At 73.1% G+C, this 18039-nt stretch carries 12 protein-coding genes; 8 read left to right on the top strand and 4 right to left on the bottom strand.

Going from position 1 to position 18039, the window contains the following annotated elements; all coding sequences use genetic code 11:
- Positions 1-6 precede the first annotated feature (6 nt).
- The 4 genes from argS to VF746_10250 all read right to left on the bottom strand — a co-directional run bounded on the left by argS (position 7) and on the right by VF746_10250 (position 5582).
- Entirely contained in the window at positions 7-1713 is a 1707-nt protein-coding gene (gene argS, locus VF746_10265) for an arginine--tRNA ligase (GenBank protein ID HEX8692795.1), read from the bottom strand.
- A 4-nt stretch (positions 1714-1717) separates the two neighbouring features.
- Positions 1718-2047, bottom strand: coding sequence for a zinc ribbon domain-containing protein (locus VF746_10260; protein ID HEX8692794.1), 330 nt, complete (start codon positions 2045-2047; stop codon positions 1718-1720).
- A 594-nt stretch (positions 2048-2641) separates the two neighbouring features.
- Positions 2642-4204 (bottom strand): M20/M25/M40 family metallo-hydrolase, encoded by a 1563-nt coding sequence (locus VF746_10255; protein HEX8692793.1) that lies wholly within the window; start codon positions 4202-4204, stop codon positions 2642-2644.
- A gap of 49 nt (positions 4205-4253) precedes the next feature.
- Entirely contained in the window at positions 4254-5582 is a 1329-nt protein-coding gene (locus VF746_10250) for a DUF4384 domain-containing protein (GenBank protein ID HEX8692792.1), read from the bottom strand.
- A 951-nt stretch (positions 5583-6533) separates the two neighbouring features.
- On the opposite strand from VF746_10250, the gene mfd reads away from it, so the two are divergent.
- From mfd to VF746_10210, 8 genes are all read left to right on the top strand, one after another.
- On the top strand, positions 6534-9890 hold the full coding sequence (gene mfd, locus VF746_10245) for a transcription-repair coupling factor (protein ID HEX8692791.1): 3357 nt from the start codon (positions 6534-6536) through the stop codon (positions 9888-9890).
- Between the two features lie 229 nt (positions 9891-10119).
- Complete coding sequence (locus tag VF746_10240) at positions 10120-11640, top strand: peptidylprolyl isomerase (GenBank protein ID HEX8692790.1); 1521 nt, start codon at positions 10120-10122, stop codon at positions 11638-11640.
- 354 nt (positions 11641-11994) lie between these two features.
- The gene (locus VF746_10235; GenBank protein ID HEX8692789.1) at positions 11995-13293 is read left to right on the top strand and encodes a peptidylprolyl isomerase; all 1299 of its coding nucleotides are present in this window, start codon (positions 11995-11997) and stop codon (positions 13291-13293) included.
- Complete coding sequence (locus VF746_10230) at positions 13290-13586, top strand: S4 domain-containing protein (GenBank protein ID HEX8692788.1); 297 nt, start codon at positions 13290-13292, stop codon at positions 13584-13586. The genes VF746_10235 and VF746_10230 overlap by 4 nt, the downstream gene beginning before the upstream one ends.
- A complete protein-coding gene (pdxA, locus tag VF746_10225; GenBank protein ID HEX8692787.1) occupies positions 13583-14530 on the top strand; it encodes a 4-hydroxythreonine-4-phosphate dehydrogenase PdxA in 948 nt (315 codons plus the stop codon). The genes VF746_10230 and pdxA overlap by 4 nt, the downstream gene beginning before the upstream one ends.
- 242 nt (positions 14531-14772) lie before the next feature.
- Positions 14773-15543: a cell division ATP-binding protein FtsE gene (ftsE, locus tag VF746_10220; GenBank protein ID HEX8692786.1), complete on the top strand. Its 771-nt coding sequence runs from the start codon at positions 14773-14775 to the stop codon at positions 15541-15543.
- Entirely contained in the window at positions 15543-16400 is an 858-nt protein-coding gene (locus tag VF746_10215; GenBank protein HEX8692785.1) for a permease-like cell division protein FtsX, read from the top strand. Before ftsE ends, VF746_10215 begins: the two co-directional genes overlap by 1 nt.
- Positions 16397-17683 (top strand): peptidoglycan DD-metalloendopeptidase family protein, encoded by a 1287-nt coding sequence (locus tag VF746_10210; protein HEX8692784.1) that lies wholly within the window; start codon positions 16397-16399, stop codon positions 17681-17683. The genes VF746_10215 and VF746_10210 overlap by 4 nt, the downstream gene beginning before the upstream one ends.
- Positions 17684-18039: the final 356 nt, after the last annotated feature.

Here is an 18039-nt window from a genome sequence, read left to right as displayed (position 1 = left end):
GAGAGTTCAGACGGTTTCGAGAGAGAGTTCGTCGACTTCGCGCTCCATCCGCTCCGGCGCGGCGATCCCCAGCACCGCCAGCCCGTTGCGCAGCACCACCTGCACCGCGCGCGCGAGCACCAGCCGCGCCCGCGTGAGCTCCGGCGGCACCCGGTCCCCGATCACGCGCAGCTCCGGCTCGCGGTTGCCGGCGTGGTACCACGAGTTCACCGCCCCCGCCACCGCTTCCAGGTACTCGCAGACCGCGTGCGGCGTGTGCCGCTCCGCGGCCGTCGCGACCTCCTCGGGGAAGCGCAGGAGCAGCTTCACCAGCTCCGCCTCGCTCTCGTGGCCGAGGAGCGACAGGTCGGCCGAAGACGGGTCGATCCGCCCCGCCTCGACGCCGGCCCTGCGGAAGATGGAGCTCATGCGGGCGTGGGCGTACTGGACCTTGTAGACGGGGTTCTTGTCCGACTGGTCCAGCGCCAGGTCGATGTCGAAGGTGAGCTGGCTGTCGGGGCGGCGCATCAGGAAGAAGAAGCGCGCCACGTCCACCCCCACCTCGTCGTACAGCTCGCGCAGCGAGATGAAGTCGCCCGCGCGCTTGCTCTGCTTCACCTCCTGGCCGCCGCGCATGGCCAGCACCATCTGGTGCAGCACGTACTCGGGATAGCCCTCCGGCAGCCCCAGCGCCCGCAAGCCCGCGCGCACCCGCGCCACCGTGCCGTGGTGGTCGGAGCCCTGCACGTTGATGGCCCGGTGGAAGCCGCGCTCCCACTTGTCCAGGTGGTAGGCCACGTCGGGGAGGAAGTAGGTGGGGAAGCCGCTGCTCTTCACCATCACCCGGTCCTTGTCGTCGCCGAACTCGGTGGTCCTGAGCCACACGGCGCCGTCGTGCTCGTAGACGTGCCCCGTCTCGCGCAGCCGCCGGATCGTCTCCTCCACCTTCCCCGACGTGTAGAGGGAGGACTCCAGGAAGAAGTGGTCGAAGCGCACGCGGAAGCCGTCCAGGTCGCGGTTCTGCTCCTCGCGCAGGCGCGCGACCGCGAAGCGGCGGACCTCGTCCATCGCCCCGGGAGAGTCGTCCCCCTTCAGGCGGTCGCCCACCTGGGCGGCCAGCTCGCGGGCGATCTCGGTGATGTAGGTGCCGCGGTACCCCGCCTCGGGGAACGGCGCGTCCACACCCAGCTGCTGCTGGTAGCGCGCCCAGACGCTCTCGGTGAGCCGGTTGATCTGCTCGCCCGCGTCGTTGTAGTAGAACTCGCGGTGCGCCTTCCACCCGGCCCACGCCAGCAGCTCGGCGATGGCGTCGCCGAGCGCGGCCTGGCGCCCGTGGCCGATGTGCAGCGGCCCGGTGGGGTTGGCGGAGACGAACTCCACGTTCACCGGCTGCCCCCGCCCCGCCTCCGAGCGCCCCCAGCCGTCGCCCGCGGCCAGGATGGCGGCGAGCCCCTGCTGCAGGTAGTCGGCGGCCAGGCGAAAGTTGATGAACCCCGGCCCGGCCACCTCCACCGCGCTCACCCCCGCGGCGGCCGCGTCGATGCGCCGGGCCAGCTCGTCGGCGATCTCGCGCGGTTTGCGGGAGAGCGGCCTGGCGAGCGTGAGGGCCACGTTGGTGGCCCAGTCGCCGTGCTCCGGGTTGCGCGGGCGCTCGAGCGCGACCGGGTGAGCATCCGGGGCGCCCATCTCGCGCAGGACGCGCTCCACCTCCGCCTTGAGCTTCTCGACGGACATCCGCCTACTCGTCCTTCGCCGCCGACGACGAGCCGCCGGACGCCGGCTTCGACTCCGCCTTGGTGGACGGCGCCTCGGACTTCGACCCGGACTTCCCCTCGGACGCGGACGAGCCGCCGCCCTTCTCGGCCTCGGCGGCCTTCTTGTAGCCCTCGCCGCGGTAGTCGGTGATGTAGAAGCCGCTCCCCTTGAAGAGCAGCCCCGCGCCGCCGGACAGCTTGCGCTGGGACTTGGCGCCGCAGCTCGGGCACTCGGCCACGGGCTCGTCGCTCATCTTCTGGAACTTCTCGAACTCCGTCCCGCACTCGGGACAGCGGTACTCGTACGTCGGCATGTCGGTGCTTGGTCTCGAATTGGTGGCAAACCCGCCTAAACTAAGCCTGCCCGCCCGGGGCGGCAACCGAGCGCCCGCGAGAATCCGGCCAGTGCCGGCCCGGCGGCGCCCGGAGCCGCTTCGACCGGCATCGGCGCGGCCGCGGGCAGCCCCCGCCCTGGCGCCTGGCGCGCCTGTCCCTCCCCCGAACTTCAGGGGAGGGACTTCGGCGCTGCGCGCGACGGGGGGCCGCGAGGGTCCTCGACCATCTCCTCTCTCGCGACGGGTTTTCGTACAAGGGGCGAGCATGCGAGTCCGAGCACTGGCGGCATCGGCGCAAGAGGCCGCCTGCCGCGCACGAGCCGGCATCCGCCGGTCGAGGCAGGCCTCGCCCCTACGAGCTGTACCCGGGGCCCACTCGTCACGAGCGAAGCGAGGAGGTCCCTCCCCCAGGTTGTTTTGGGGGAGGGACAGGCGCCTCAGGCGCCAGGGAGAGGCCCCCGCGGCGGCGCCGAAGCTCGCCACGAGCGGCGAGATCCTCCCCGCCCCCACGCGAAGGGCGGGGCCCGCCTCGGACCCCGCCCTTCCGTCGCCCTCGCCGGAAAGGCGATCCGGCTACCGCGTCATCCGCCGGACCTCCTCCAGCCCCTTCGGGTCCCAGCGGGGGCGCTGGGGGTCGTTGGCGATCTCGTTGGCCACGTAGAACACCATCCGCGCGATGCGGGCCGCCTTGTCGGTGTCGATCTTCTCCACCTCGTCGGACGGCTGGTGGTAGTCCGCGTGCACGCCGCTGAAGAAGAAGATCGCCGGCACCTCCTTGCGCGCGAAGTTGAAGTGGTCGCTGCGGAAGAAGAAGCGCTCCTGCGGCCAGAGGTCGTCCGAGAGCGTCAGGTGCAGCTCGCGGTGCGCCGCCGCCACCCGCTCGGCCAGCGGCCCCAGCGACGAGTAGGTCTTCCCGATCACCACCACGCTGTCGGGGTTGTTCCTCCCGATCATGTCCACGTTGATGTTCGCCACGATGCGGTCCAGCGGCAGCGTGGGGTGCTCGGAGAACCACTGCGACCCCAGCAGCCCCTTCTCCTCGCCGCTCACGTGCAGGAACACGATCGAGCGCTTCGGCCGCTGCCCCAGCCGGCTGAACGCCTCGGCCACCTCCAGGATCCCCGTGGTCCCCGAGGCGTCGTCGTCGGCGCCGTTGTAGATGGAGTCGCCGTTCACCGGCCGCCCCACGCCCACGTGGTCCATGTGGGCGGAGACCACGATGTACTCGTTCCTGAGCTGCGGGTCGCTCCCGGGGATCATCGCCACCACGTTGGGCGCGCGCGCGGCGTCCACCGTCTCGATCGGCAGCCCCGCCGTGGCGGTGACCCCGGCGAGCGGCACCGGGCGGAACGAGGCCGCCTCGGCGCCGGTCCAGAGCCGCTGGAAGTCGAGCCCGGCGGCGGTGAAGAGGCGGCGGGCCGCGTCCTGGATGAGGTAGAACTCGGGGTAGGCCAGCTCCTCGCCCAGCGAGCGCATGGGCTGCGGCGTGCCGTACTTCGCCACGCTGTCGGCCGTCCACGTCGGGTCCAGCACGTACACCGCGGCCACGGCGCCGGCGCGGCGGGCGGCGTTCCGCAGCTGCCCCCGCGCGATGCGGAAGTCGCGGTTCATCCGCCCGGGGAGCGCCATCACCGCCACGCGGCCCGCGAGCGTCCCCGCCCCCGTGGCCGACTCCTGCCCCCGGCCCACGAACACCAGGTCGCCGGTGAGCTCCGAGCGCGTGCCGCCCGACGCCCAGAAGTCGCGCCCCAGCGCCATCGACTGCGTGCCGCCGCGGCCGGCGAACTGGAGCCGCGCGCCCGAGGCCGAGAGCCGGCGCAGGGGGAGCGCGTACCACTGGTAGAAGGTCCCGTTCTCGCCCGCGGGCTGGAAGCCCATCAGCTTGTACTGGTTGACCAGGTACCCCGCCACGATCTCCAGCTCGGGGCTGGGCGTGTCGCGCCCGCGCATCCGGTCCGAGGCCACGTACTCGATGCGGGCGTACATGTCCGCGGGAGTGATGGTCTCGGCCGCCTCGCGCAGGCTGGCGGTGCCGTTGGGGGTGGGGGCGGGCGCCGGCGCCTGGGAAAACGCCGGGGCCGCGCCGGCGACGAGCGCCAGCGCGGCCAGGAGGAATGCGGACGGACTTCTGGTCATCGGCACGGCTCCGAAAGGGTTGGGGGCGGGCCTCGTCGGCCCGCCCGGCTCACCCCTCCGTGTTCGGCCGGACCCGCGGCGCCGAGCGGTCCGAAGGGGCGGATCTGGTGCCCTCGCCGCCGCTGCGGCTGGGGGGCGGGTCGCTGCGCTGGGGCGGCGCCTCGCGCACCCGCGGCTCGCTGCGGCTGGGCGGGGCCTCGCGGACGCGCGGCTCGCTGCGCGGGGGCGCCTCGCGGGCGCGGGGCTCGTCGCGCCGGGGCGGCGGGCTCTCGCGCGTGGCCGGCGGAGGCTCGCGCCGCGTGTCCGACGGCGGCCGGCGCGCGGGCTCCGACTCGGGCGGGCGCCGCTGCAGCGTGGGGCGCGGCCGGGTCCGCGACCCTTCCTGCTGCCGCCCCTCCTGCCCTTCCTGGTAGTCGTCGGAGCCGGTGCGCAGCGGCGGCACCGCGGACGACTCCACGAAGGGGCGCCGGTTGGGCGAGCGGCCCGAATAGGTGCGCGGCGCGTCGGTGCGCTCCTTGTACCCGTGCTCGGGCTGCGTCCGGCGGACGTCGTAGCCGTAGTGGCGCCGGTAGTAGCGGCTGCGGTCGCCCCGGTAGTAGCGCGTGTCATAATAGTACGGGCGCTCGCGCAGCAACACCAACACCTGGTTGCAGCCGCCGTAGTAGTGGCCGGTGTCGTTGTACCACGAGCCGTAGCCGCTGTAGCAGGCGTAGCGCGGGTACTCGTAGCGCCGGCCCACGTGGTAGCTGTACCAGTCGCTGGAGTGGTAGCCGTACTCCCAGTCGCGCACCAGGATGCGCTCGATGCGCTCCATGTGGTAGAAGGGGTCGCCGTAGACGTTCAGCCGCCGGTCGAAGCCCACGGTGCGGCGCTGGTAGTAGTCGCGGAAGCGCTCCACGTCCAGCGGCTCGTCGCTGGCCACGGCGAAGACGTAGCCGATGCCGTAGACGCCGCCCAGGCGCAGGTAGCGGCTGCCGCGGTTGCCCACCGACAGCGTGCGGCCGCCCTCGACGTAGCCGTCGTCGTAGTAGCTGCGCGGCCAGAGGAACTCCACGTCGCCGCGCGGGTCGATGTGGATCACGGCCAGGTAGGCGTCGGCGCTGGTGCGCACCAGCACCTCGCTGTGCTCGCCGGCGCGGAAGACGTCGTGCTGGTCGGCCAGCCACACCCGCACGCCGAGGCGCTGGTAGCGCCCGTCGCGGCGGTCGTAGTAGCCGTCCTGGGAGTACCCGTCCTGGGAAGAGCGGTCCTGGTAGCCGTCCTGGAGCGCGAGGGCGTCGCCGGGGAGCTCGTCCCCCGGCGCGTCCTGGGCGGCGGCGACGCCGGCGGACGCCCCGAGGGCGATCAGGGCGAGGCCGGTGAGAAAGGTTGTACGCATCTGGTTCTCCGGGTGGGGCAGGAAGCTCCCCGGGGCGGCAGCAATCCCCGTTCCCCGTTCGGGTGGATTCGCAAGGCGGTGAAGTATATCGACTTACGAGCAGCCGGGCGAGGGTGCGCCGGCTCCCGTGTCACCGTGCGTGGACGTGCCGGTCCGGCCCAGGGGACGGATACAGTATACGGTTTCGGGACGCCGAATTCCCAGGCGCGCGACGCAAACCGTCCCGGCGGCTGCGCCGCCGGGGGCCCTCTCCCCCGCGCGCCCTGGTCCGCTCGTGCCTCGCGGACGGAGGGCGCGCTCCCCTCTCCCAGACTGCGGGAGAGGGGAAACACCTCGGCGCTTCGCGCGACGAAATCAGCGTGGGAAGACAAGGAGGGTGCGCGATTGAAGCCTCGCGGGGTTTGCGAGGCTTTCCGTAGTTCCAGCGGGCGGCTTCAGCCGCTCGCGATGCCGGCACCCCTCGAGATTGCGCGACAGCGGACTGAGTCCGGTGCAGCCGGTGACGCCCCCCTCCCCCGCCTCCCCCGCTGCGCGGTGGGAGGAGCCACACCATCGCGGCGGCAACACCTGTCGCGGTTCGCGCGGACGTTGCATGAGGGATGCGCGCCCGGAGGGCCGGGACGCGGGCGCGCCGGGGGTTTGGCGCGACCGTGGCCCGGCGCGGTTGGGCACGGTGGTATCGTGCCCTACCGCGCGCGCAGCCCGGCCCGGAGCGCAGCGGAGGGACATGCCCAGGCGAGCAGTTCAGGTAGTCCGCCGTTTTCGAGGCATCCGGTCGGGCGATGCGGCCGGTCGGGTGCTCATGAGGCGGGCTTCGGGCGGTTGACGGGAGTCGCCGGGAGGCGGTAGCTTTCCCGTTTGTCCCGCGTACCCCCGGAGCCGTCTCCGAGGTCTCCCCGGCGAGGCGCCGCAAAGCCCCGCCGGGCGGGCGTCATTCCCTGGCGAGAGGCTGTGCCGCACCCGCTGCTGATCGACTCCTTCCAGACGGTCCCCGCCTTCCGGGAGCTGGCCGGGAGCCTGCCGCGCGCGGGAGAGTCGGTGCTGGCCGCCGGGCTGGCCGGGTCGGCGCCCGTGGTGCTGGTGGCCGCGCTGCACCGCGCCCGCCGCGAGCGCATCTGGGTGCTGGTGGAGACCGGCCCCGAGGCGGCCGAGCAGGCCACCGCCGACCTGGAGGCGCTGCTCGGCGAGGGCTCGGTCTTCCTCTACCCGCAGCGCGAGAGCCTCCCGTACGAGGAGGCCGAGCCCCACCTGGAGATCGGCGGGGCGCGGGTGGAGGCGCTGGAGGCGCTGCTCTCCGGGCGCGCCTCGCTCCTGGTGACCACCGCGCGGGCCATGCAGGAGCTCTCCCCCGCCGTGGAGGGGCTCGACGACCTGCGGCTGGAGCTGAAGGTCGGGCAGACGGTGCGGCTCCCCGAGCTGGCGGCCACGCTGGAGGGGATGGGGTTCGAGCGGGTGGCCACCGTCGAGGAGGTGGGGCAGTTCGCGCTGCGCGGCGGGATCGTGGACGTCTTCGGCTTCGGCACGCCCGAGCCCGCGCGCATCGAGCTGTTCGGCGACGAGATCGAGTCGATCCGCTTCTTCGACATCCTGTCGCAGCTCTCGGTGCGCGCGGTGGACGCCCTGGAGCTCCTCCCGGTGGACCTGCGCCCGGCGCGCGACGAGGGGATGGCGGCGCACCGCCCCGCGGCCCCGTCGCCCAACGGGGGCGAGCCGGAGCGGCGCTCGCTGCTGGACTACCTGCCGCCGGACACGGTGGTCGTGCACCTGGCGGGGGCCGGCACGCGCCCCGAGATGGAGCGCACCTGGGCCGAGGTGGAGCGCCTGCACGACGTCGAGGCGAAGCGGGGGACGCGCCCCGAATCTCCCGAGCGCCTCTTCCTCCCGCCGGCCGAGGCGGCGGCGCGCCTGGCCAGGCTCCCGCAGCTCTTCGTGGAGGAGGCGCCCGGCCAGGCGCTGCGCGCGGCCCTTCGCTTCCGCGCGCTGGCGCCCGAGGCGATCGACCGCGACATGGGCCGCCTGGGCGAGGTGCTGCGCGCGGGGGCGTCCCGCGGCGAGCAGACGCTCATCCTCTGCGACAACCAGGGGCAGCTGGAGCGCCTGCAGGAGCTGCTGGACGAGCTGAAGGTGGCGCGCACGGTGGAGCTGGGGATCGGCTCGCTCACCGGCGGCTTCGTGCTGGCCGACGCGCAGCCGCCGCTCCGGCTGCTGACCGACCACGAGATCTTCCGGCGCTCGCGGCGCATCCGCCGGCGGCGGCGCTTCCGCGGCGGGGCGGCGCTGGAGAGCGTGGCGGCGCTCAAGCCGGGCGACTACGTGGTGCACATGGACCACGGGATCGGCCAGTTCCGGCGGATGGAGCGGGTCCGCGTGGGCGAGGAGGAGTTCGAGACGCTGGTGATCGAGTACGCCGGGGGCGAGCTGCTCCGGGTGCCCGTGCACCGCGTGGACCTGATCGAGCGCTGGACCAGCGACGCGGACGAGGCGGCGGCGCCCAGGGTGCACCGCATCGGCGGCAAGGAGTGGTCGCGGGCCCGGGAGAAGACGAAGAAGTCGATCCAGGAGATGACGGCCGAGCTCCTGGAGCTGTACGCGGCCCGGAGCGCCGAGCAGGGCTACGCCTACAGCGCCGACAGCCGGTGGCAGCGCGAGATGGAGTCGGCGTTCCTCTTCGAGGACACCCCCGACCAGCGCCAGGCCACCGAGGACGTCAAGAAGGACATGGAGTCCCCGCGCCCCATGGACCGCCTGATCTGCGGCGACGTGGGGTACGGCAAGACCGAGGTGGCGATCCGCGCGGCGTTCAAGGCGGTGCAGGACGGCAAGCAGGTGGCGGTGCTGGTGCCCACGACGATCCTGGCCGAGCAGCACCTGCACACCTTCAGCGAGCGCCTGGCCGACTTCCCGGTGCGCATCGAGGCGCTCTCCCGCTTCCGCACGGGGAAGGAGCAGGAGGAGGTGCTGCGCCGGCTGGAGAGCGGCGAGGTGGACGTGGTGATCGGCACGCACCGGGTGCTCTCCCCCGACGTCACCTTCAAGGACCTGGGGCTCCTGGTGATCGACGAGGAGCAGCGCTTCGGGGTCAAGCACAAGGAGATCCTGAAGCAGCTGCGCCGCACGGTGGACGTGCTGACGCTCACGGCCACGCCGATCCCGCGCACGCTGCACTTCTCGCTGCTGGGCCTCAGGGACATGACCCTGATCCAGACGCCCCCGCGCGACCGGCAGCCGGTGATCACGCACGTGCTGCCGTGGACCGACGCGATCATCGAGGACGCCATCCGGCGCGAGCTGGACCGGGGCGGGCAGGTGTTCTTCGTCCACAACCGGGTGGAGACGATCACCGCGGTCGCGCAGAAGGTGCAGCGCCTGGTCCCCGACGCCTCGATCGGCGTGGCGCACGGGCAGATGCGCGAGAAGGAGCTGGAGGCGGTGATGACCCGCTTCCTGGACGGCGATCTGGACATCCTGGTGGCCACGGCCATCATCGAGTCGGGGCTCGACGTCCCCCGCGCCAACACGCTGATCGTCAACCGCGCCGACCAGTTCGGGCTGTCGCAGCTGTACCAGATCCGCGGCCGCGTGGGCCGAAGCCACCACCGGGCGTTCTGCTACCTGCTGATCCCCGACGAGGTGCAGGAGGACGCGGAGCGGCGCCTGAGGGTGCTGGAGCACTACACGGAGCTGGGGAGCGGCTACCGCATCGCGCTCAAGGACCTGGAGCTGCGCGGCGCGGGGAACATCCTGGGTGCCGAGCAGTCGGGCTTCGTGCACGCGGTGGGGCTCGACACCTACCTGCGCCTGCTGGAGGAGACGATCCGGCAGATGAAGGGCGACGGGAAGGCGGGCCCGAAGGGGCTGGCCGAGGTGTCGGTGGACGGCGCGGCGCTCATCCCCGACGACTACGTCCCCGACGAGCCGCAGAAGCTGCACTTCTACCGCCGCCTGGCCAGGGAGGAGACGGTGGAAGGGGTGGAGGCGCTCCGCCGCGAGCTGCGCGACCGCTACGGCCCGCTCCCCGAGGAGGTGGAGACGCTGCTGCACACGCAGGCGCTCCGGCTGCTGGGGGCGGAGCTCAGGATCGAGCGGATCCTGGTGCGGCCGTGGGACGTGCGGCTCAATTTCCGCCAGGGGGTGGTGCCGCGGATGTCGAGCCTGCAGAAGACGCTGGGCGCGCGGCAGTTCGCGGTGGAGGTGCGCCGCCCGCTCCCGCTGTCGCTGACGCTCACGCGCCACGGCACGGAGCCGATCCTCCCCACGGCGGTGGCGGCGCTCAGGGATCTCGCCGCGGATCCGGGGCGGGAGGCGTAGGGAGGATAGTGCGAAGTGCGAGGTGCGAAGTGTTTTAGTCCTGAGTCCTTAGTGTTTTAGTGGATCGGCGGTGAGCCGCATCCATGGCCAGGGACTAAGGACTAAGGACTAAGGACTAAGCACTAAGGACTAAGCACTTCGCACTTAGGACTTCGCACTTAGGACTGGTTTTTCGCGGCCGGCGACCATCGCCGCGCCGTCATCATTCAACCCGGGCCGGAGAGCACCGATGAAGTTGTCCCGATGGGCCCTGCTGCTGGCCGCCGTCCCCGCGCTCGCGGGGTGCGGGGGCCTCAGCGGCGCCATGACCGCGCACAAGGACGAGGTGGCCCGCGCCGCCGGCAAGGAGCTGAAGGTGGACGAGGCCGCCAACCTGCTGGCGGCCAACCCGCAGGTCGACCCCACCGCGGACCTGGTCCGCGAGGTGGCCGAGCGCTGGGTGGACTACGTGCTCCTGGCCACCGCGCTGGCCGAGGACTCCACGCTGGCGGTGCTCGACGTCGACAAGCTGATCCAGCCGGAGCGCGAGGCGCAGACCATCAACCGGCTCCTGCAGCAGTCGGTGCGCGCCGACACCAGCTTCACCGACGCGGAGCTGCAGGCGGCGTGGAACACCGAGGGGCCGGGGATGGAGGTGCGCGCCCGCCACGTGCTCTTCCAGCTTCCCGCCGACGCGAAGCCGGCGCAGCGCGACAGCGTGAAGCGCCTGGCCGAGCAGGTGCGCGCCCGCGCCGCCGGCGGCGAGGACTTCGCGCAGCTGGCGCGGCAGTACTCGCAGGACGCCAGCGCCCAGCAGGGCGGCGACCTGGGCTTCTTCGGGCGGGGGCGGATGATGCCCACCTTCGAGCAGGCGGCGTTCGCGCTGCAGCCCGGGCAGGTCAGCAACGTGGTGGAGACCCCCTACGGCTACCACGTGATCAAGGTGGAGGAGCGCCGCCAGCGCGAGCTGGGCGAGGACAAGGAGCGCTTCCGCGGCTACCTGCAGCAGCGCGCGCAGCAGCAGGCGGTGGAGAACTACGTGAAGGCGCTCACCGACCGGGCCGGGGTGAAGGTGCAGCCCGGCGCGGCCGAGCAGGTGCGCGAGATGGCGAAGCAGCCGGGCCTCGCCCTGCGCGGCCGCGCGGCCGAGCGCAAGCTGGTCTCCTTCGAGGGCGGCGACCTGACGGCCTCGGAGATGCTGGAGACGATCCAGGGCGTCAACCCCCAGATGCTGGGGCAGGTGGCCGAGGCGCCGGACAGCATGCTGAACCAGGTGCTGGAGCGCGAGGCCGGCAAGGAGGTGCTCCTGGCCGAGGCGCGGCGCCGGAACGTGGGCCTCTCGCAGCCGGAGGTGGACTCGCTGCGCTCGCAGGCGCGCGGGATCATCCGCCAGCTCACGGCGGCCACGGGGCTGGGCGGCCAGCGCATTCACAAGGGCTCGGCGGGGACGCCGATCATCGAGCAGCGGGTGCGCGAGCTGCTGGGCCAGGCCATCACCGGCCAGCGCCAGATGCCTCCGCTGGGCCCGCTGGGCGTCCAGCTGCGCGGCATCTACGGGCACAGCATCAACGAGAGCTCGTTCCAGCGGGTGGTCGACAAGGTGAAGTCGATCCGCGCGCTGCGCCCCACGCCGCAGGCCCCGGTGGGCCAGCCCGGCCAGCCGCCGATGCCGATGCCGCAGCCGCAGGCCGCGCCCCCGGCGGCGCCGGCCCCCGCGCCCGCCCCGGCTCCCGCGCCGCCGCCGCCCGCGGGCGAGGCGCCGAAGCAGTAGGCAGGGGTACGAAGTACGAGGTACGCGGCATCGTCCGCTGTGACGAAATCCGTTCTTCGTACGACGGGGTTGCGTGAGGGATGCGCGCCCGGAGGGCCGGGACGCCGCCGCCACAGGGGTATCGTGGCGGCGGTGGCCCGGCGCCGTTGGGCACGGTCGTATCGTGCCCTACGGCGCGCGCAGCCCGGCCCCCGGCACGGGGGACACGCCCAGATCCGCAGTTCACAGTTGCTGTTCAGCCAGTTCCGGAACCCGGCCGCGGCTCGCCTGTATCACGGCGGTCCCGTGGGCGTGAGTAGCCGACGGACGGCGGCCCCGGCGGGCCGCCTTCGCTTCTTCTTCCCCGACAATCGCATGCGTTTCCGCTTCCTCCTGGCTTCGGCCCTCGTCGCGCTCGCGACGCCCGCGCTCGCGCAGCAGCCCGCCCAGCCCGGCGAGCAGGTGTGGGACCGGGTGGTGGCCGTGGTCGGCGACACCTCCCTGCTCTACTCCGACATCCTGATCGAGCTGGAGGCGATGCAGGCCCAGGGGCAGCAGCTCCCCACCGACCCCGCGCAGCGCGCGGCGCTCATCCGCGACCTGGTGCAGCGCCGGGTGGACGACCTGATGCTCCTGGAGGCCGCGCGCGCCGAGGGCACGTCCGTGGACGCCACCGAGGTGGTGACGGCGGTGGAGCGGCAGATCAACCAGGTGCAGCAGCAGTTCGGCTCGGAGGAGGCGTTCCGGCAGGCGCTGGCGCGCTCGGGGCGCACGCTGGAGGAGTACCGGCAGACGCTCACCCAGCAGTTCACCGACCAGACCATGGTGCAGCGCTACATCGGCCAGCGGCTGCAGAAGATGGCCGCGCCGCCGGTGGGCGAGGAGGAGATCCGCGCCTTCTTCGAGGAGCAGAAGGGCCGGCTGGGGCAGCGCCCCGCCACGGTGTCGCTGCAGCAGGCGATCATCAAGCCGCAGCCGTCGGACTCGGCGAAGGCGGCGGCGCGCCGCAAGGCCATGGAGGTGCTGGAGGAGCTGCGCAAGGGCGGCGACTTCGAGGTGCTGGCCCGCCGCCACTCGCAGGACCCCAGCGCCTCGCAGGGCGGGATGCTGGGGTGGTTCCGCCAGGGGCAGATGGTGCGCCCCTTCGAGATGGTGGCGTACGCCATGCGCCCGGGCGACGTGAGCGGGATCGTGGAGACGGAGTACGGCTTCCACATCATCAAGCTGGAGAAGGTGCGCGGCCCCGAGCGGCAGGCGCGCCACATCCTGATCCGCCCCGAGGTCACCCCGGCCGACGTGGAGCGCGCCCGCGCCCGCGCCGACTCGGTGGCCACGGCCGCGCGCGGCGGGGCGTCGCTGGTGGAGATGGCCGAGCGGTACGGCACCCCCGCCGACCAGCGCGTGGCCCGCGACGTGGTGCTGGAGCGGCTCCCCGCGCCGTACGGCACCGCGGTCGGCGCGGCCGCCCCGGGCACCGTGGTCGGCCCCTTCGAGCTGGCCGAGGGCGCGGGGACGTCGTTCGTGGTGGCGAAGGTGACGGAGCGTCACGAGGCGGGCGAGTACACGCTCGACGACGTCCGCGAGCAGGTGCGCAGCCGCCTGGTGCAGCAGAAGCAGGTGGAGCGCCTGCTGGAGGAGCTGCGCGGGCGCACCCACGTTCAGGTCTCGCTTTGAGCGACGAGGGCCCGCTCCGCGTCGACGTCCTCCTGCACCGCCTCTGCCTGACGAAGAGCCGCAGCGAGGCGAAGGCGGCGTGCGAGGCGGGGGCGGTGATGCTGGACGGCAGGCCCGCCCGGCCCAGCGACCCGGTGCCGCCGGGGAGGCGGATCGAGGTGCGCTACCCGTCGCGGACGCTGGAGGTGGAGCTGCTGGCGACCCCGGGGAAGAGCGTGTCGAAGAAGGCGGCGCGCGACCTGTACCGCGTGCTGCGCGAAGAGCGCCGCCCCGACGCGGAGCCCTGGGGGTGACCCCCCCGTGGAGACGCCTTCCCTGCATCGCCGTCACCCTGGGCGACCCGCGCGGGATCGGCCCCGAAGTCACCGAGGCCGCGCTGGCCGACCCCGAGGTCGCCGGCGCGGCCTCGTTCGTCCGCGTGGGGCCGCGGGAGCTGCTCCGGTCCGCGGACGACGTCGGGGTCGGACATTGGAGCCCGGAGGACGGGGCGGCCGCGGCGGGGCGGATCGCAGGAGAAGCGGTCCGGCGGGCGGTGGAGCTGGCGCTGGCGGCCGAGGTGGAGGCGATCGTCACCGCGCCGATCGACAAGGCGGCGTTCCACGCGGGCGGCTGGCGCTTCCCCGGGCACACGGAGATGCTGCGCGACCTGGCCGGCGCGGCCGAGGTGGTGATGATGATGGCCGCGGAGCGCACCGCGCTGGGCGGCCCCCTGCGCGTGGTGCTGGCCACCACCCACCTGGCGCTGCGCGACGTCCCCGCCGCGCTCTCCGCCGACCTCCTGGTCGAACAATCGATGCTGACCCACCGCTCGCTGCGCGATCAATGGGGGATCGCGTCGCCGCGCCTGGCGCTCTGCGCGGTGAACCCGCACGCGTCCGACGGCGGCCTCTTCGGCGACGAGGAGGCGCGCATCGTCGCCCCCGCCCTGGAGCGCCTGCGCGCGGCGGGCGTCGACGCCCGGGGCCCGATCCCCGCCGACACCGTCTTCACCCGCGCCGTCCGCGGCGAGTTCGACGCGGTGATCGCGCCGTACCACGACGTGGGGATGGCGGCGTTCAAGACGGCGGCGTTCGGCAGCGGGGTGAACGTGACGCTGGGCCTCCCCTTCCCCCGCACCTCGCCCGACCACGGCACCGCGCTCGACATCGCCGGCAAGGGCCTCGCCGACCCGTCGTCGATGAAGGAGGCGATCCTCCTCGCGGTACGCCTCGCGCGCAGCTCGGCGTGGAATTCGTAGGGGCGAGGCATGCCTCGACCGCCGGAGGGCCGCGACTGCGAGGAGGGTGGGAACGGCAGGATGATCCGGCTCCTCGTGATGGCCTCCGGCCATCCGGGCGAGGCATGCCTCGCCCCTACGAAAAACCGATCTGCGCCATCCCTGCGCCGGGGAGAACGACATTGCTTTGACAGAGCGCAATGTCGCGACTAAATTACGCCGTCCTCCCCACATAGGTCGTCCCCCTCCCCGCGGTCCGTCGCGTGATCAAGCTGACAGCGGTCTACAAGGAGTACCCCCGCTCCGGTCCGGCGCTGAGGGACGTCTCCTTCCACGTCCCCAAGGGGGAGCTGGTCTTCCTCACCGGCCACTCGGGCGCCGGCAAGAGCACGGTGCTGCGCCTGATCATGATGGCCGAGACCCCCTCGGCGGGCGAGGTGCGCGTCTCCGGCTTCTCCAGCAAGCTCATCCGCCGCCGCGAGATCCCGCTGCTGCGCCGCAAGCTGGGCGTGGTCTTCCAGGACTTCCGCCTCCTGCGCGACCGCACCGCCGAGGAGAACGTGGCCTTCGCGCTGGAGGTCACCGGCGTCAAGCGCGCGGCCATCCCCCAGCGCGTGAGCCGCGTGCTCACCCAGGTGGGCCTCGCGCACAAGGCGCAGGCGTACCCCGACGAGCTCTCCGGCGGCGAGCGCCAGCGGGTGGCCGTCGCCCGCGCGCTGGCCAACGAGCCGCTGGTGCTCCTGGCCGACGAGCCCACCGGCAACCTGGACGAGTGGGCCGCGCGCGGCGTCTTCGACCTGTTCCGCGAGATCAACGCGATGGGGATGACGGTGCTGATGGCCACCCACGACCTGGACCTGGTGCGCGCCCACCCGCAGTACCGGGTGATCGAGCTGGCGCAGGGGCAGGTGGTCTACGACTCGTCCGGCGCCGCCACCGCCGCCGCGGCCCCCGCCGCCCGGCCGGCGCCGCCCCCGGCCGAAGGCCCCGCGGCCCTCGCGGAGAAGCCCGCCCTCGAGCGCGGGAGGGTGTGATGCCGTACTCGCTGCGCGAGGCGCTGGCCGCCTTCCGCCGGAGCCCGCTCCTCGCCTCGCTCTCCGTGGTCCTCATCGCCTTCTCCCTCTTCGTCGTTGGCCTCTTCGGGCTCACCGCCTGGAACATCGGGCAGGCGATCCGGCAGGTGGAGGAGAAGGTGGAGATGGTGGCGTACCTGGACGACGAGACCACCCCGGCCCAGCTCGAGCAGATCCAGCAGGAGGTGCGCGCGCTCCCCGAGGTCGGCGAGCTGCGCTACGTGACCAAGCTGGAGGCGCTCGCCACCGCGCGCGCCGAGATGGAGGAGTTCCAGGAGGTCTTCACCGACCTGGAGAACAACCCGCTCCCCGCCTCGCTGGAGGTGCGCCTCGAGCCCGAGCACCGCAACCCCGCCACGGCGCGGCGCGTGGCCGAGCGGCTGGGCGCGTACCCGTTCGTGGAAGACGTGCGCTACGGGCGCGAGTGGCTGGACAAGATCTTCATGCTGCGCCGGATCGCCGGCGCCGCCGCCACCGTGCTGGGCGCCGCCTTCGCGCTGGTGGCCGCCATCATCATCGCCACCGCTGTGCGCATCGCCGTGTTCGCCCGGCGCGAGGAGATCGCCATCATGCGGCTGGTGGGCGCCACCGACGGCTTCGTGCAGCGCCCCTTCCTCCTCGAGGGCCTGATCACCGGCCTCCTGGGCGGCGTGCTGGCGGCGGGGCTCACCTACGCCACGTACCGCCTCCTGCAGGCCACCATGTTCCGCATCGAGTGGCTCCCGGCCGAGTGGATCCTGCTCGTGGTGCTGGTGGGCACCGTCTTCGGCTTCCTCTCCAGCATGGTGGCCGTCAGGCGCCACCTGCAGGCGGTGTGACGGTGCGGCGCGCGCTCGCCGGGCTCGCCCTGCTGCTGCTGGCCGCGCTCCCGACGGGGGCGCCCGCACAGCGCGGGCGCCAGCAGCCGCAGGCGAACCCCACGCAGCAGCTCACCGAGAGCCAGCGCCGCCTGCAGGAGATCCGCGCCGAGCGGAGCGAGCTGCGCAGCGAGCTGCAGCGCATCCGCGGGCAGGTGCACGACGTCTCGGCCGAGGTGCGCAACATCCAGCGGCAGCGGCAGGTGTCCGAGTCGCTGCTCCGGGAGCTGAACATCCAGCTCGCCGAGACCCAGCGGAAGATCGAGGAGACCACCGCCGAGCTGCTGTCGGTGGAGCAGCAGCTGGCCGAGAAGCGCCTGCTGCTGGACCGGCGGGTGCGCGACATCTACAAGCGCGGGCCGCTGCAGACGCAGGAGGTGCTGCTGACCGCGCACTCCTTCAGCGACCTGCTCAACCGCTACAAGTACCTGTACCTGGTGGCCCGGCGCGACCGCCACCTGGTGCGCGAGGTGGCCGAGCTGCAGCGCCAGCTGGCGCTGCGCGAGCAGGAGCTCCGGCGCAACTTCACCGACCTGCAGTACCTGCAGAACGAGCGCGCCCAGGAGAACTCGCAGCTGCAGAACCTGCAGGCGCAGCGCTCGGGGACGCTCTCCTCCCTGCGCTCGCACGAGCGCTCCGCGGCGCGGCGGCTCGACGAGCTGGTGCGCGACGAGCGGCGCCTCACCTCGCTGATCGCCACGCTGGAGGCGCGCCGCCGCGAGGCCGAGCGCCGCGAGCGCGAGCGCCTGGCCGCCGAGCGCGAGCGCGCCCGCACGAGCCCGGGGAGCGCCCCCGCCCGCCCGTCCACCCCGACGACGCGCGCCGCCGCGCCGACGATGACGACCGCGGACGTGGGCGCGCTCAACTGGCCGGTGGACGGGCGCCTGGTCTACCGCTTCGGCCGCGCCGAGCAGTCCAACGGCACCGCCATCCGCTACAACGGCGTGGGGATCGGCGCGGCGCCGGGAACGCCGGTGCGCGCGGTGGAGGGCGGCAGGGTGGAGATGGCGGCGCCGTTCGAGGGGTACGGCCCCACGGTGGTCGTCAGCCACGGCGGCGGCTACTACTCGCTCTACCTGTACCTCAAGGACGTCTCCGTGCAGCAGGGCGCCACGGTGCAGAAGGGGCAGGTGGTCGGCACCGTGGGCGGCGAGCGGACCCCCGAGGGCGCGCACGTGGAGTTCCAGATCCGCGCCCCCGGCGGCGAGGCCGTGGACCCGCTCACCTGGCTGCGCGGCCGGTGATCTTTCGTCGTCGGATGATGAGAAAGACGGAACTGCGTGATTCGGGCATGTCCCTCCGCTGCGCTCCGGGCCGGGCTGCGCGCGCCGTAGGGCACGATACCGCCGTGCCCAACGGCGCCGGGCCCGCGTCGGCCGAAACTGCCCGGCCGCCCCGGTCCCGGCCCTCCGGGCGCGCATCCCTCATGCAACGGCGAGGGAACAGGGGACAGGTTACAGGGAACAGCCAGCAACAACTCCCGTCCCCGCGTCGAGGAGTCCCGTCAAGTACCCTCGCCCGAAGTTGGGAGAGGGTGGACGCCCTAAGGCGGCCGGGTGAGGGCCCCCCGCGCCGGCGCCCGCCGGAGCGCGCGAACCTT

The organism is Longimicrobium sp., from assembly GCA_036389795.1.
Taxonomy (GTDB): domain Bacteria; phylum Gemmatimonadota; class Gemmatimonadetes; order Longimicrobiales; family Longimicrobiaceae; genus Longimicrobium.
The sequence above is the reverse complement of the archived record's forward strand: the minus strand, read 5'-3'. Positions and strand labels throughout refer to the sequence as shown.

Excerpts from the sequence above, each read along its gene's own strand:
- argS (HEX8692795.1), bottom strand. The coding sequence starts at position 1,713 with ATGTCCGTCGAGAAGCTCAAGGCGGAGGTGGAGCGCGTCCTGCGCGAG.
- VF746_10260 (HEX8692794.1), bottom strand. The coding sequence starts at position 2,047 with ATGCCGACGTACGAGTACCGCTGTCCCGAGTGCGGGACGGAGTTCGAG.
- VF746_10255 (HEX8692793.1), bottom strand. The coding sequence starts at position 4,204 with ATGACCAGAAGTCCGTCCGCATTCCTCCTGGCCGCGCTGGCGCTCGTC.
- VF746_10250 (HEX8692792.1), bottom strand. The coding sequence starts at position 5,582 with ATGCGTACAACCTTTCTCACCGGCCTCGCCCTGATCGCCCTCGGGGCG.
- VF746_10240 (HEX8692790.1), top strand. The coding sequence starts at position 10,120 with ATGAAGTTGTCCCGATGGGCCCTGCTGCTGGCCGCCGTCCCCGCGCTC.
- VF746_10235 (HEX8692789.1), top strand. The coding sequence starts at position 11,995 with ATGCGTTTCCGCTTCCTCCTGGCTTCGGCCCTCGTCGCGCTCGCGACG.
- VF746_10215 (HEX8692785.1), top strand. The coding sequence starts at position 15,543 with ATGCCGTACTCGCTGCGCGAGGCGCTGGCCGCCTTCCGCCGGAGCCCG.